The sequence below is a fragment of the Streptomyces hoynatensis genome, assembly GCF_003626535.1.
GTDB lineage: Bacteria > Actinomycetota > Actinomycetes > Streptomycetales > Streptomycetaceae > Streptomyces > Streptomyces hoynatensis.
The window spans coordinates 24,778-38,636 of sequence record NZ_RBAL01000011.1 but is presented as its reverse complement, the minus strand read 5'-3'; the positions used below and the strand labels follow the sequence as shown (position 1 = coordinate 38,636).

General features: G+C 74.2%; 11 protein-coding genes. 4 read left to right on the top strand and 7 right to left on the bottom strand.

Annotated elements, in window-relative coordinates:
• Positions 1–64 precede the first annotated feature (64 nt).
• Positions 65–1,351: an MFS transporter gene (locus D7294_RS19195; protein ID WP_120681402.1), complete on the top strand. Its 1,287-nt coding sequence runs from the start codon at positions 65–67 to the stop codon at positions 1,349–1,351.
• Between the two features lie 181 nt (positions 1,352–1,532).
• Here the strand turns inward: D7294_RS19195 and D7294_RS19190 are convergent, their stop codons facing one another.
• The 5 genes from D7294_RS19190 to D7294_RS19170 all read right to left on the bottom strand — a co-directional run bounded on the left by D7294_RS19190 (position 1,533) and on the right by D7294_RS19170 (position 5,549).
• Positions 1,533–2,528: a BtrH N-terminal domain-containing protein gene (locus tag D7294_RS19190; protein WP_120681400.1), complete on the bottom strand. Its 996-nt coding sequence runs from the start codon at positions 2,526–2,528 to the stop codon at positions 1,533–1,535.
• A gap of 199 nt (positions 2,529–2,727) precedes the next feature.
• Positions 2,728–3,399 (bottom strand): hypothetical protein, encoded by a 672-nt coding sequence (locus tag D7294_RS19185; protein ID WP_241562479.1) that lies wholly within the window; start codon positions 3,397–3,399, stop codon positions 2,728–2,730.
• A gap of 116 nt (positions 3,400–3,515) precedes the next feature.
• The gene (locus tag D7294_RS19180) at positions 3,516–4,100 is read right to left on the bottom strand and encodes a hypothetical protein (protein ID WP_120681398.1); all 585 of its coding nucleotides are present in this window, start codon (positions 4,098–4,100) and stop codon (positions 3,516–3,518) included.
• On the bottom strand, positions 4,093–4,644 hold the full coding sequence (locus D7294_RS19175) for a SigE family RNA polymerase sigma factor (protein WP_120681604.1): 552 nt from the start codon (positions 4,642–4,644) through the stop codon (positions 4,093–4,095). The genes D7294_RS19180 and D7294_RS19175 overlap by 8 nt, the downstream gene beginning before the upstream one ends.
• A 128-nt stretch (positions 4,645–4,772) precedes the next feature.
• Positions 4,773–5,549 carry a methyltransferase domain-containing protein gene (locus tag D7294_RS19170; protein ID WP_120681396.1) on the bottom strand — a complete coding sequence of 259 codons (777 nt, stop codon included), beginning with the start codon at positions 5,547–5,549 and terminating at the stop codon, positions 4,773–4,775.
• 349 nt (positions 5,550–5,898) lie between these two features.
• Here D7294_RS19170 and D7294_RS19165 point away from each other — a divergent pair, with 349 nt between their 5' ends.
• Positions 5,899–7,866 carry a chondroitinase-B domain-containing protein gene (locus D7294_RS19165; protein WP_241562478.1) on the top strand — a complete coding sequence of 656 codons (1,968 nt, stop codon included), beginning with the start codon at positions 5,899–5,901 and terminating at the stop codon, positions 7,864–7,866.
• Positions 7,867–7,976: 110 nt separating this feature from the next.
• Here D7294_RS19165 and D7294_RS19160 read toward each other — a convergent pair whose 3' ends face one another.
• A complete protein-coding gene (locus D7294_RS19160) occupies positions 7,977–9,698 on the bottom strand; it encodes a discoidin domain-containing protein (RefSeq protein WP_241562477.1) in 1,722 nt (573 codons plus the stop codon).
• A gap of 317 nt (positions 9,699–10,015) precedes the next feature.
• Between D7294_RS19160 and D7294_RS19155 the strand changes: the two genes are divergently transcribed.
• Positions 10,016–10,672, top strand: a complete 657-nt coding sequence (locus D7294_RS19155; protein WP_120681390.1) for a hypothetical protein — start codon at positions 10,016–10,018, stop codon at positions 10,670–10,672.
• Between the two features lie 367 nt (positions 10,673–11,039).
• Positions 11,040–13,118 (top strand): SpoIIE family protein phosphatase, encoded by a 2,079-nt coding sequence (locus D7294_RS19150; RefSeq protein ID WP_120681388.1) that lies wholly within the window; start codon positions 11,040–11,042, stop codon positions 13,116–13,118.
• A gap of 27 nt (positions 13,119–13,145) precedes the next feature.
• Here the strand turns inward: D7294_RS19150 and D7294_RS19145 are convergent, their stop codons facing one another.
• Positions 13,146–13,760 carry a TetR/AcrR family transcriptional regulator gene (locus D7294_RS19145; protein WP_120681386.1) on the bottom strand — a complete coding sequence of 205 codons (615 nt, stop codon included), beginning with the start codon at positions 13,758–13,760 and terminating at the stop codon, positions 13,146–13,148.
• Positions 13,761–13,859 lie beyond the last annotated feature (99 nt).

The window sequence follows — 13,859 nt, the reverse complement described above, 5'->3', positions numbered from 1 at the left end:
GAAACCATTCTGTCGTAGCCTTCGATCAGTTGCAAATTGCTACTGATTGAAAGGGGGTGGCGCAATGACCCGCGGCAGCAGAGCCCTGTGCGCCGCCGTGTGCGCGGTCGCGGTCTCGGCGGTCTACGCAGCCCAGCCCGTGCTCGCCCGGATCGGCGGCAGCCTCGGCCTGCCGGAGGGCCGTCTTGGGTGGGTGGTCGCGGCCGGGCAACTCGGCTACCTGATCGGGCTGGCCGTCCTGGTGCCGCTGGGCGACCGGAAGGACCGGCGCACGCTCATCGCGGGACAGCTGCTGCTGACCTCAGCGGGCAGCCTGCTGGCCGCCACCGCCACCCGGACCTGGATGCTGCTCGCCGGGCTGGCCCTGGCCGGCCTGTTCGCGGTCGTCGTGCAGACGACGGTCGCCTACGCCGCGGCCCTGTCCGCACCGGAGGAACGCGGCCGCACCCTCGGCGTGGTGACCTCGGGCGTCGTCCTTGGCATCCTCGGCTCCCGCGTCGCGGCAGGCGCCCTGTCCGCCCTCTGGGGCTGGCGCAGCGTGTACCTCCTGCTCGCGGCCCTGCCGGCGATCCTGGCCTGCCTCGTCCTCGGGGCGCTCCCCAAGGACACGCGCCCCGATCGCGCCACGCACCCCCGTGCCCCGGCCGCCCCGGCCGCCCCGGCCGCACCGGCCGCGCTGTTCCGCGAAGGGGCGTTCGTCTCCCGCGGGTTGATCGCCTTCTTCCTCTTCGCCTCCTTCGGCACGCTGTGGAGCGGCCTGGCCCTGCCGCTCGCCGCCGCCCCCTGGCACCTGGACACGGCCCGGATCGGCCTGTTCGGCCTGGCCGGGCTGGCCGGCGCGCTGGGCGCCGCCCGCGCCGGACGCTGGGCCGACGCCGGATTCGCCCACGCCGTCACCGGGGGCGCCCTGACGCTGCTGACCGCCTCCTGGCTGGCCATCGGGCAGGCGTCCTGGTCCCTGTGGCTCGCCGCCGGGGGCGTGGTGCTGCTCGACCTCGCCGTGCAGGCCGTGCACGTGAGCAACCAGCACCTGCTCACGACGACGTACCCGCACCGCCCCAGCAGCGTCATCGGGGGCTACATGATCTTCTACTCACTCGGCTCCGCCCTGGGCGCGACCGCCACGACCGCCGCGTTCGCCCACGGCGGCTGGCCGGGGTCGAGCGTGCTCGGCGCCGCCTTCGCCGGCTGCGCGCTCCTCGTCTGGGCCGTCTGCCCCGCCCGTTCGGCCCGTCCCCGCCCGTCCGGGGACGACGGCCCGCCCCGGCCGCGGCAGCCCGCCCCGGCCGCCGGCTCCCCTCACCTCCCGGCCGGGCCAACGTCGGCGGGCCCGGGGAAGGAGTGCCGATAGCTCAGCCCCGCGTCGCCAGAACGCGTCGCCGGCGAGGTTCGCCGAGGACCACTCGGCCCATGCCGGGCGGCCCACCCGGCCGCCTTGCGCCTCGCGACCGTCCCCCGCGGCCCTCACCGCGACCGTCCCCCGCGGCCGACTCCCCGAAAGCCAGGGCGCGTTCGGGGGCCCCGGCGCGAGATCAGTCCTCGCTTCCCAGGCGGCTCAGCGCCTGCATGGCCTCGCGCTCCAGGCGCGAGAGTTCGCCGAGCAGGGTGCCCGCCCGTTCGAGGCAGTCCGCGTCGCCCGAGGTCCCGGCCTGCGCGATCAGCGCCGCGACTTCCGGCCACAGGCCGGCCGCCTCGGCGTACAGCCGGTGGCCGGTGCGCAGGTGGCCGCTGTCGAGCAGGTCGGTGCATGCGGCGAGGAAGTCGCGGTACAGGTTGCGGAACAGGGCGCCGCCCGTGCCGCCCTTCTCCATCAGGAGGGCGGCCTGCGGCAGGTCCCGCCCCGGGTCGTCGGTCCGCTGCAACCAGGTGCGCACCAGCCGGCCGGCCTTGTCGATGCCCCGGTGACCGAGGTTGGCGATCGGCGGGTTGAGGAAGGAGCCGGCGCAGGCGGTGATGGCGGGAACGATCCGGCGCTCCCACGCGGGGAGGCCCCCCGGCGAGGTGAGGACGAAGGAGCGGTGCCTGGCGGTCATCGGGCCGCGTGCGGCCCTGGCCCGGGCGAGACCGGCCAGGCTGGTGGACACCGCTCCGCCCTGCTGCGCGGTGTCCACCAGGTGGGCGTCGCGCTCGTCGTAGCCGTACAGGGCGACGACATGACCGCCGAAGTGCACCTTCGACGTGAAGTAGTCCAGGTGGTAGCTGTCGAGTTGCAGCCCGACGGGCCGGCCGGCCTCGACGAGGGCCACCACGTGCTGCCAGGCCCTGCGCGGCGAGGAGGTCTCCTGGACCTGGAGTTCGAGCCCCAGCGTCGCGGCCAGGTTCCTGGTGAGTGCGAAGGGCTTGACCCGGCCCCCGAGGAAGGGGAAGCCCATGTTCCTGGCGTCCCAGTAGACGAAGGAAAGACCGGAGCCCAGGCCGAAGAGCAGGGGCTCGGACAGGTCGAGCCCCTCGTGCCGCAGCAGCACCCCCAGGGTCGTGGTCTCGCAGTGCTGCATGCCGCGGGGCTCGACGTTCGGCAACGTGGGCATGCCGCACCTTTCTGAACGAGCGGAAGCGACCGGGCCCTGGGGCCCTCGGGGGTGCCGTGCGGACCCGGCCGGAAGGGCCCTTGGGCGCGGTCCCCGAGGGCGCCCCCGCGCTCGGGGGCGGCCGCGGAGAGCGCATGCTACGCCAGGCGAGGGTGGCTGCCCGACCCCGGGCGCCGTTCCGAGGAGCCGGACCGCCCGCTCAGGAGGTGTACAGGGATTCCAGCCGGCTCACCCGGCCCTCCCCGTCGAAGCTGAGGTCGTACCCGAGCCCCGAGCCGATCTCCGGCCCCAGCGCGGTCAGCCGGCTGAGGAACTCGGCCGGCGAGTAGGGCGCGGACGCGGAATCGTCCCCGAGCGGGACCGCCAGCAGCACCTGGGCGTCCTCCGCCAGGGCCACCGTGGTGAACTCCCCCTCCCCGGGGATGATCTGCCAGGCTTCGCTCGCGCTGGTGACGGCCACCTTCTCCGCGGTCCGCACCGAGAGGTAGGTCTGCCCCTCGCTGGTCCAGGCCCTGTCGATCTGCATGAACTGCTTGGTGCCCGCCCAGCGGGCGGCATCGGCGGAGGCCGTCTCCCCGGCCTGCCCCGTACCGGTCTCCGAGGCGCCGGGCGAACTGCCCGCCTCGCCGGGGTCCGTGGCGCCGCTCGCCTCGGCCGGGGCCGAGGGGGAGTCCTCCGCCTGCCCGCCGCCCCCGCCGCCGCACCCGCTCAGCGCGAAGGAGGCGAGGGTGAGGACGGCGAGGGCGGCGAGGCCCGGGGCGGCTGCACGACGGAACGTGCGGCGGGGCGAACGGGGCGAACGGGGTGAACGGGGTGAAAGGCGTGCCACGGATGAGGCCGTGGAGGTGGGCGAGGTGGGCTTGGCGGTCATGGTCAACGGGTCCCCTGCGCATCGAGTGTGAGCGGCGTACGCGGTCTTTACGCGCCGGCCCGCGCGCAGGTTGCATCTCCCGCTCACACAGGTGCGGGGAATCCGGCGGCGCGGGCTCACCCGGCGAGCCAGTAGGCCTCCCGCAGGGACTGAACCCGGCCGTCCCCGTCGTAGTCGATCGCGAAGATCCACCGCTGCCCGTCGCTCAACTCGCCCGCCAGATCGCCCAGTTCCACATCCGTGGGGTGGCCGCCTGCCAGCCGCCGCGCCTCCACCAGGGTGGCCCGCGGCAGCGTCAGCGTGTGCACCACGCCGCTGGGCACCGCGGCCTGTCCGGCCATCCGGAGCTGCTCGACGGTGACCCGCACCGTGGCCCCCTGCGCCACCGCCCCGTACACATAGCCCAGTTCGGTGGCGTACTCCTCCCCTGGCGCGGGGGTGGGCGGCTCGAAGGGCGAGGCGGCCGGCGCCGGATCGTGCGCGGGAGGCTCCGTTCCCCGGCCGGCCATCGCCAGCGACAGACCCCCCGCCGCCACGGCCACCGCAAGCAGCGCGCCGCCGGAGGCCACGGCCGCCCGCCTGCGGCGCCGGCGCTGCTCACCGCGCGCCCGTACCTCCTGCGCGGCGCGGGGGACCGTGTTGCGCCGGCCCGACTCGGCGAGTCCGGCGAGCAGCCGTTCCAGTTCGGTCTTGTCATCCATGCCGCACCTCCGGCAGCGGGTTCGTCCCGGTGTCCAGCTCCGTGCCGGCCAGCAGCCGTGCCAGCGCCGCACGTCCCCGGCTCAGCTGCGCCTTGACGGTGCCGACGGGCCGGCCGGTCTCGGCGGCCACCTGTTCCACCGACAGGTCGCACAGGTGGTGCAGGACCACCGCCCGCCGCTGGGCCTCGGGAATCCGGCGCAGCGCCTCCACCAGCAGCACGTGGTCCGGCTCCGGCGGCGCCACGGCGGCGGGCGGCCCCTGCCGCCGGGCGAAGGTCAGCGCCGTACGCATCCGCCGCCACCTGCTGATCGCGAGCCGCCACGCCACCGTGCGCACCCACGCCTCGGGCGCGTCGTCCAGGTCGAGTTCGCTGCGGCGTTCCCAGGCCCGGGCGAACGCCTCCTGGACGACATCCTGGGCCTCGGCCAAGTCCCCCGTCATCGCGTACAGCTGGCCGGTGAGCCGACCGACGCTCGCGGCGTAGAACGCGTCGAACTCGCGCGCGTCCACACCGCGGCCGCGCGGTGCATCTGGTGGTCCCATGCCGCCTATGGTGGCGCCGCCCGCGCAGCCCTCCCGCACCGGCCTCCCGTACCTGCCGCCCGCACCGGCCCCCGGCGGGCGGCTTACCCCCGGGGCGGCTGGCCGCCCCGGGGGCGGGCGGCTCCCGGTCAGGCCGGCGCGGTGGCGGCGGCCAGGAAGAAGGGGATGGCGAGGAGGAAGCGGTCGGTCTCGGCGCGCCGGCGCTGCCCGGCGAGCCACTCGTCGGCCTGCTCGCGGCCGACGGCCCCGCTCGCGCGGGCCTGGTCGGCGAGCCTGCCGGCCAGCGAGAGCATCCCGGGGTCGGTGAACACGAGGGTCTGCACCTCGACCGTGACCTCCCGGAAGCCGCCGTCCAGGAGCAGGCTGCGGAACTGGCGCGCGGCCCTGGGCGCGTCCAGGAGGTCGGCGCGGGCCTGCACGATGGCCCGGGTGAGGGCCGCGTCGTCCGCGTCGATCACCAGCGCGTCCCAGTCCTGCCCCAGGAGGACGATCCTGCCTCCCGGGCGGAGGACGCGCCGTGCCTCGGCCACCGCGCGGTGCGGCTCCCGCAGCAGGTGGAGGACCTTGTCGGCGCGGTAGCCGTGCACGCTCGCGTCGGGAAACGGCAGGTCCTCCGCGCCCGCCTGGTGGAACGCGGCCGACGGCCACCGCTCTCGGGCGGCGGTCAGCATCCGGGCGTCGGGGTCGACGCCCACCGCGTGGACCCCGCGTTCGGCAAGTTCGGCGACGGCGCGCCCGGCGCCGCAGCCGACGTCCACGACGGTCGTGCCGGGGACGGGGGAGAGCAGTTCGTACGAGCGGGTCCGCAGCCTGGTCATGCTCGGCAGCAGATCCCCCGCGTCGAGAACGGCAAGCAGGGCCCGGGTGTCGCGGTGGGCTGCCACCGCTTCCTGTTTCTTGGACATGGCCGCCAGGCTGCGACTTGAAGTCGGCATGAAGTCAAGCGATGACGACGCTCCCGGCGCGCATCGACGCCGGCGTCGGCTTCGACCGTGCCTGCGAGGGCGTCACCGAGAGCCCGGACCACCGGCGGCCGATCGCCGAGCGGGCCGCCCCCGGCCGCCGGCGCACGGGCCGGGCGGGGGCGCACGGATCTGCCCCGGCCGCCCTACCCGCCCTTCCTCCGCACCCCTCCCGAGGCCCGCGGCCTACGGTCGCGCCGACGTGCGCCTCATGGTCCCGGCCGGCCCTGCCTTCCGGGCCGAGGAGGAACGCGAACGAGCGCGAACGCGCCGAAACGAGGAGGACGATCCTGTGAGACATACGCTTCTGCGCCGTGCGCCCCGCCGACGCGGGCCGCTGCCCTGGGCCTTCGCCGCCCTGGCCGCGGTCCTGGCCTCGCTGGTGGCGCCGGTGGCCGCGCGGGCGCAGGCCGGTGATGTGCAGTTGACGCCGGGTGCGGGTGCGGTGTCGGCGAGTACGAGTGACGGGAATGTGCCGGGGAATGTGGTGGACGACGACTACTCCACCCGCTGGTCGGGGGAGGGGGACGGCGCCTGGCTGCAGTTGGATCTGGGGTCGGTGGTGACGGTCAGCCACATCAAGCTGGCGGTGTACCAGGGCACCTCGCGGCGCAATGTGTTCGAGTTGCAGTACTGGGACGGTGCGCGCTGGGTCACCGTGGTCGACGGGGAGAGCGCCGGGAACACGACGGGGCTTGAGTCCTTCGACTTCACGCCCGTGCAGACCTCCAAGGTCCGCTACGTCGGGCACGGTTACGAGGGGGACGGCGCGGGCGACTGGAACAGCCTGACCGAGGTCGAGGTCTGGGGCACCCGCGACGGCGACGGCGACGGGGACGGCGACGGCGACGGTGACGGGGACGGGGACGGCGATGGTGACGGCGACGGGGACGGGGGAGACCCGGACCCGGGCCAGGGCCGCACGGTCGAGGTCGCGGACTCGGAGGAGCTGGACAGCGCGTTCGACGCCGCGCAGGCCGGGGACCGGATCGTGCTCGCCGACGGCACCTACACGATCGGCAAGATGACCGGCAGGAACGGAACCGCCGACCAGCCCATCACCGTGGTCGCGGCCCACCGCGGCGGGGCGGTGATCGACGACGGGCAGCTGGAGGTCCTCGACTCCTCGTATGTGACCTTCGAGGGCCTCGACTGGACGAACAGCGACACGCTGAAGATCACCGGCTCCCACCATGTGCGCCTGACGCGCAACCATTTCCACCTCACCGAGGAGTCCTCGCTGAAGTGGGTGCTCATCGGCGGGGCCGACAGCCACCACAACCGGATCGACCACAATCTCTTCGAGGACAAGCACGAGCTGGGAAACTTCATCACCATCGACGGATCGGAGACCCGGCAGTCCCAGTACGACCTCATCGACCACAACCATTTCCGCGACATCGGCCCCCGCGCGGAGAACGAAATGGAGGCCATCCGGGTCGGCTGGAGCGAGATCTCCCGGTCGAGCGGGTACACCGTCATCGAATCCAACCTCTTCGAGGAATGCGACGGTGACCCGGAGATCATCTCCGTGAAGAGCAACGACAACACCGTCCGCTACAACACCTTCCGCGCCTCCCAGGGTTCGGTGACGCAGCGGCACGGAAACCGCGGCGCGTTCTACGGCAACTTCTTCTTCGGCGAGGGGAAGCCGGGCACCGGCGGCATCCGGGTCTACGGCCAGGACCACCTCGTCTACAACAACTACTTCGAGGGCCTGACCGGCTCCGGCTACGACGCCGCGCTGCAACTCGACGGCGGCAACGTGGACACCTCGGGCGGGCTCAGCGAACACTTCCGCGTCTACCGGGCGACCGTGGTGCACAACACCTTCGTGAACAACGCCTCGAACATCGAGATCGGCGCCAACTACGACCTCGCCCCGGTCGATTCGGTCATCGCCGACAACCTGGTCACCGGCAGCCAGGGCGCACTGTTCAACGAGATCACGGCGCCGGTGGACATGACCTACGCGGGCAACATCGCCTGGCCCACGGGCTCGGCGAGCATCGGCGTCACCGCACCCTCCTCGGCCATCAGGGAGGCCGATCCGCTGCTCGCCGACGAGGGGGCCCTGTACCGGATCGGCGCGGGCAGCCCGGCGATCGACGCCGGCACCGGCGGCTACCCCTTCGTGACCGAGGACATGGACGGCCAGGCGCGCGAGGGCGGCGCCGACGTCGGGGCGGACGAACGCGCCGCCACGACGGCCACCCGGGGCCCGCTCGGCGCGAGCGAGGTCGGCCCGGGCGCCCCGTAGCAGCCGGGGCCGCCCGGCTCGGGTGAGCCGGGCGCACGCGGCGGGCCCGGCGGTCCAGACGGCCGCCGGGCCCGCTCGTGCCGGGGACCCGGGTCAGGGGCGGCGGGGCATCAGGCGAACTCGAAAGGGCCGATGTCGATGGCGTCGCCCCGGACGCGCGCGGCCCCGTCCACGTCCCTTTCGAAGCCGGGGCTGTGGGGCGTGCTGCCCTCGTCGACGACGTCGAGCTGCCCGGCCAGGTCCCGGAACCGGGTGAAGTCGCCGGGGTTGATCGCGGGGACCTCCGCGTCCGGATTGCCCTCGAAGTCCCGCCAGTCCTCGGCCACCGAGGGATCGAGGAGTTCGAGGTTGTCCGTGTCGTCGGCCAGCGCCTCCCTGCTGCCGCTTGAGTACGTCGAACCTCCGCCGCTGACCAGGATGTTGTTGCGCATCCTGATGTCCGTCGTCTCCAGGTCGTCGACCGTGGAGTGGAACGTCAGCACGTGTCCTTCCGCGCCGCCGAGCAGGATGTTGTTCTCGAGGGTGCCGCCGGGAATGCTGCCCAGTTCGACGGTCTGGTAGCCGAAGGACTCGCAGACGTTGCCGCGATAGGTGTAGTCGCGGACGTCGGGGGCCGGACGGTGCTCGTTCTGCATGATCAGGCACTGCCCCGAGACCCGTACGCAGTAGTTGTTCTCCACCGTGACGTCGTGGGACTCGACCGTCCTGCCGCTGAACTGGAAGTTCTGCAGGCAGTCGGCGTGCGGCTCGCCCTCGCTCTTGGCGGCGTTGAGATCATGGATGTAGTTGTTGCGGATCAGGTGCCCGGTGCCCCAGACCCGCATGCCGTCCACGTCGTCGTCCCCCTCCTCGGTCCACAGGTCGTAGATGTTGTTCCACTCGACGGTGATGCCGGAGCCATGCCAGAGGTAGATGCCGAAGTTGCTGATGCCGGTGACGGTGTTGCGGGAGATCAGCACGTCGTCGGCGCAGTCGTCGTAGTCGCAGGCGATGCCGTAGCGCAGGTTCCTGCCGTTGACGAGATTCCCGACGATCGTGTGCCCGGTGCCGGAGAAGGAGATGCCGGTGGAGGGGTCGTCCAGCGAGTCGCCGACCACCGTGAAGCCGTCGACGGTCGCGTTGCGGCCGCTGACGACGATGTTCCGCACCGTGACGACGCCGTTGGCGCGCACCGTGATCGGCTTGTCGACGCGCAGCGTCGTGCCGGAGTGGTCACCGGGCCGCACGCAGACGACGTCCCCCTCCGCCGCCTCGTCCACGGCCTCCTGCAGATCCGAGCCGGTGCGGACGGTGCAGTCGTCGGTCCTGGGGTTGCCGCTGCCGTCGGTGCCGTACGGCAGGTCCTCGCCGGGGTCCGGGTTCCCGTCGGCGCCGAAGACCGCGGCCTCGGTGATGCTGGTCCACTCGTTGTCGGTGTTGCCGTACCCGACGATCCGCACGTAACGCGCCGGCGCGTCGGCGAGGTCGTACGTCTCCGGCCCCACGCCGCTGCCGCCGCTCACCGCCCTGGGCAGCACCGTCGACCAGCCGGACCCGTTCTGCGAGAGCTGCACGTCGAAGGTCGCGCGCCGGGTGTCGCCCTTGTGCCAGGCCAGCGACACCGAGCCGACGGTCTGCACGGAGCCGAGGTCGAAACGGATCCAGACCCCGTCCCCCTCCGCCGACCACCGCGTGGACAGGTCTCCGTCCACCGCGTTCGCCGGCACGTTGCCGTCGTCGTCGCTCGCCGTCACGCCGGCGATCGGCAGCGCCGTCGCGGCCTCCGCCGGCGGGCCGCCCACCACCGTCGCCGCGCCCACCACCGCCGCGATGCCGCACAGGGCTGTCAGCATTCGTCTCACTCGTCGACCTCTTTCGATCATGGTGCGATCCCGTATCGGGCGCGGCGGGGCGATCGGCGTTTCCCCGCGGTCGCTCCTCCCTTCCGGCGCAGGTGCCGGTGGCGAGGCCCCGCCGGAGCCCGGACGCGTCGTGGGCCGAGACCGTAGACGGCAGGGCTCGTGAGGGGTGCCGAGCGGCAGGGGATAGGACGGCACTGCGGCGCCGGCGACACCCGCGCACCGCCCACGTCCGAGGGGCCCACCCGCCGCGACACCGCGGCCGGGGCCCGGCTCCACCCCGCTCACCGAGACCGAAGGAGCACACCATCGTGAAGTTACTCCCCACAGCCGGCGCCGCCCTGGCGGCGCTGCTGCTCCTGGGCAGCGGCCCGGCCCACGCCGCCGGCTCCCAGCCGCCCCGGGGCGCGTCCGCCGACGAGGGCCGCACCGTGGCCCTCGGCCTGTCCGTGGGGTCCGCCCCGGCCGGCTCCCCGGGGGCGAGGCCGCACTCCGCGGCCGAGGCCGACGAGTACGTCGAGTGCTCCTGGTCGATCGACCCCTACGTGCAGTGGTGGTGGGACGGGACGTACACCCTGACCCAGGTCGCCGTCCAGGCCGAGGGATACGTCGCCTGCGACCCGGACATCTACGGCATCGAGTCCGAGCTGTACGTGCGCCACGACGACACGCGCATCTCCGTGGACGCGGACGCCTGCCTCTCGGACGACGGCGACGAGTGCGCCACCTCGACCACCGCCGCGACGCACACCTGCACGGCCGGAACCTGGTGCGCGGGAGACTGGGCGCCCGGGCTGGAGATCCGCCTGCAACTGGACGGCGACTCGTGGGACGCCGACACCTTCCCCGACTACTGCGACATCCAGGGCGCGGACGACGAGGTGGCACGCTGCTACCTCGAAGTGAGCTCCCCGACCCACGTGCCTCCCACCTTCCCGCCCGACGCCGCGGCGGCGCCGGCCTCCTGACCCACCGTCCGAACGCCACGGCGGCGGACGCCACCGCCCCGGCCACTGCCCGGCGCGCCAAGGCCCCGCGGCAGTGGCACGGCTGTTTCCCCGCCGCTCCCCGGGAGCCCCCGCGGCGGCGCGGCCCGCGCACGGCCGAACGGGTGGGCTCGGGCGGCGGAGCCGCCGCGGGCCGGGCGTTCGGGCCGGGACGCGCGGGGCCGGGGCGAGAAAATCCCGGCATCATGAACCAGTTGGGCATTCCCGTACCATCCGCCGGTGCCGCGACGCCGCCGGAAACGACGCCGCCGGAAACGACGCCGCCGGAAACGACGCCGCCGGAAACGACGCGACAGGGGACGGCGCCGCAGGGAACGGAGCGGCCGGCGTGACGGGCCCCCGGTCCGCGCCGCCCGCCGGGCCCGGGCCCGACCCGCGGTTCGACGCGGCGGTGCTGCGCGCCTTGTTCGGCCAGTCCCCGATGGGCCTGCACATCCTGGACACGGAACTGCGCGTGGTCCGGTTCAACACCGCCGCGCCCGGCATGCGCGGATACGCCCTGGACTCGGCGGTCGGGCACACCTGGGCGGAGCTGGGGCTGGAGGGGGCCGAGACGGTGCAGCGCATGCTGCGGCGCGTCCTGGAGCGCGGCGAGCCCGTGCTGGAGTACCCCTACACGCACCACGCCCCCCACTACGACCGCCCGCACCGGATGTACCTGTCCGCCTACCGGCTCCAGGAGCCGGGCGGCGAGGTGCTTGGCGTGGCGGTCACCGTCGCGGACCGCACCGACCGGGACCGGTATCGCGAGGGGCTGCAACTGGTCAACGACGCGGGTCACCGCATCGGGACCTCGCTCGACGTCTTCCGCACCGCCCAGGAGCTCGCCGACACGGCGGCGTCCGCCCTCGCCGACCTCGTCGCGGTGGAGGTGCTCGACGCCGTCGTGCAGGGCGACGCCCCCGGCCCCGGCCCGCTGCCGCATCCCCTCGCGCTGCGCCGCGCGGGCTTCGCCCACGCCCCGGGCGTCGAGGCGGGAGGCGGCGTGCCGCTGGGCCAGGCGTGGGTGCTGCGCCCCGGCACCCCGCACGCGCAGGCCCTGGCCGACCTGCGGCCGCGCCTGGTGCCGCGCCTCGGGGCCGGCGACCCGTGGCCGACGCACGATCCCGAAGGGGCGCGGCAGGACCGCGGGCCGGGGATGCACTCCCTGATCGCGGCTCCACTGACCGCGCGCGGCGTGCTCCTCGGGCTCGCGGCCTTCCACCGGACCGGGGACAGCCCGGCCTTCGACGAGGAGGATCTGGCGGTCGCCACGGAACTCGCCGGCCGTACCGCGCTGTGCCTGGACAACGCCCGCCTGTACACCCGCGAACACTCCCTTGCCGCGCTGGTCAGGCGCCGGATGCTGCCCACCCGGCTCCCCGCCCACAGCGCCGTGGAGACCGCGCACACCTACCTCCCCGGCCACGCAAGCGGCACCTGGTACGACGTGCTGCCCCTCTCCGGCGCCAGGGTCGGCCTGGTCACCGGAGAGGTCGTGGCGGAGGGGCTCTCGGCGGTGACCGTCATGGGAAGGCTGCGGGCCGCGGTCGGCGCGCTGGCCGCCCTGGACCTCGATCCCGGCGAGCTGCTGCACCGCCTGCACGGCCTGACCACCCGCCTCTCCGTGGAGCTCGCCCCCACCGGCACCGCCCCCGACCCGCTGCGGGCCGGCTGCCTCCTGGCGATCTACGACCCCGTCACCACCCGCTGCACGCTGGCCGCCGCGGACCACCCGCCGCCCCTGCTCCTGCCGCCGGACGGCCCGGCACGGCCGGTGGACCTCGCCGCGGGACCGCCCCTGGGCCAGGGCGCACCCGACTACCCCACCACCCCACTCGACCTGCCGAAAGGCAGCGTCCTCGCCCTGCACAACTCCGCCTGGCCGCCGCACGCCCCACGGATGCTCTCGGCCGCGGTCACCCGCCACCGCGACGCCCCGCTCCAGACCGCCTGCGACACGGCCGGCTCGAAGCTCTTCCCCCGGTCCCCGGCCAAGGACGCGCTCCTCCTCCTGGCCCGCACCCGCCGCCTCGGGGCAGACCGCACCGTCTTCTGGGAACTGGAGAACGGGCCCACGAGCCCCGCCGCCGCCCGCCGCCTCGCGACCCGCCGGCTGACTGCGTGGGGGCTGGAGGAACTGGCCTTCACCACCGAGCTGATCGTCAGCGAACTCGTCACCAACGCCATGCGCTACGCCCAGGGCAGCATCGGGCTGCGCCTCATCAGGGAGACCGCGCTGATCTGCGAAGTCTCCGACGGCAGCAGCACGGCCGCACACCTGCGGCAGGCAGCCGACGAGCAGGAAGGCGGACGCGGCCTCTTCCTGGTCGCCCAACTCGCCACCGCCTGGGGAACGCGGTTCAACGCCCACGGCAAAACGATCTGGGCCGAACAGCCCCTCCCGACCGACACCGGCCCCCCGTGACCCGGCCCGCCGGCCGCGGACGCCGGGTCAGTTGCCGGGCCGGGGCCGTATCCCGTCGAGGATGAGCCCGGCGAGGTGGGCCGAGCGTGTGCGGCTGGTCTCCGCCCCGGCGTGGCGGATCGCGGCGAAGGCACCGGCGACGAGTGCCATCAGCTCGTCCGCGGTGAGGTCGGGACGCACGGCTTCGGCCGCGCGTGCGCGGTCGAGCAGGCAGGACACGTGGCGGGTGAGGTCTGCCGCGAGGCCCGGGGCGACGGTGCGCAGGTCGAACTCGGCCGCGGTCAGCGCGCTCTTCACGGCCGCGTTCTCGGCGCCGGCGGCCATCATCCGGGACAGCAGCGTGAACAGGGCCGCGGGGTCGCCGCCGGCGGCGAGCGCCTCGGCCTCCGCGACGAGCCGCCTCAGCATGTCGGTCGCGACGGCGAGATACAGCGTTTCCTTGGCCGGGAAGTGCCGGTGGACGGTTCCGGGGCCCACGCCCGCGCGGCGGGCGATCTCGTCGAGCGGAACCCCCAGCCCCTCGGCCGCGAACAGCTGTTGCGCGGCCCGCAGGACCCGCTCGCGATTGCGGCGCGCGTCGGCCCGCGGCGCACGCTCGGTTCCGTGAGCCGCCGGCGGGCGCTCCTGTGGTCGGCCGGACATCGCCCCCGAGCATAACCGGGGCGCCGCACCGTATACTTGCGGCCCTCAACCGGGGCGGCGCACCGGTTGACGGCCGCGCCGCCGCGCCGACCCGCCGGC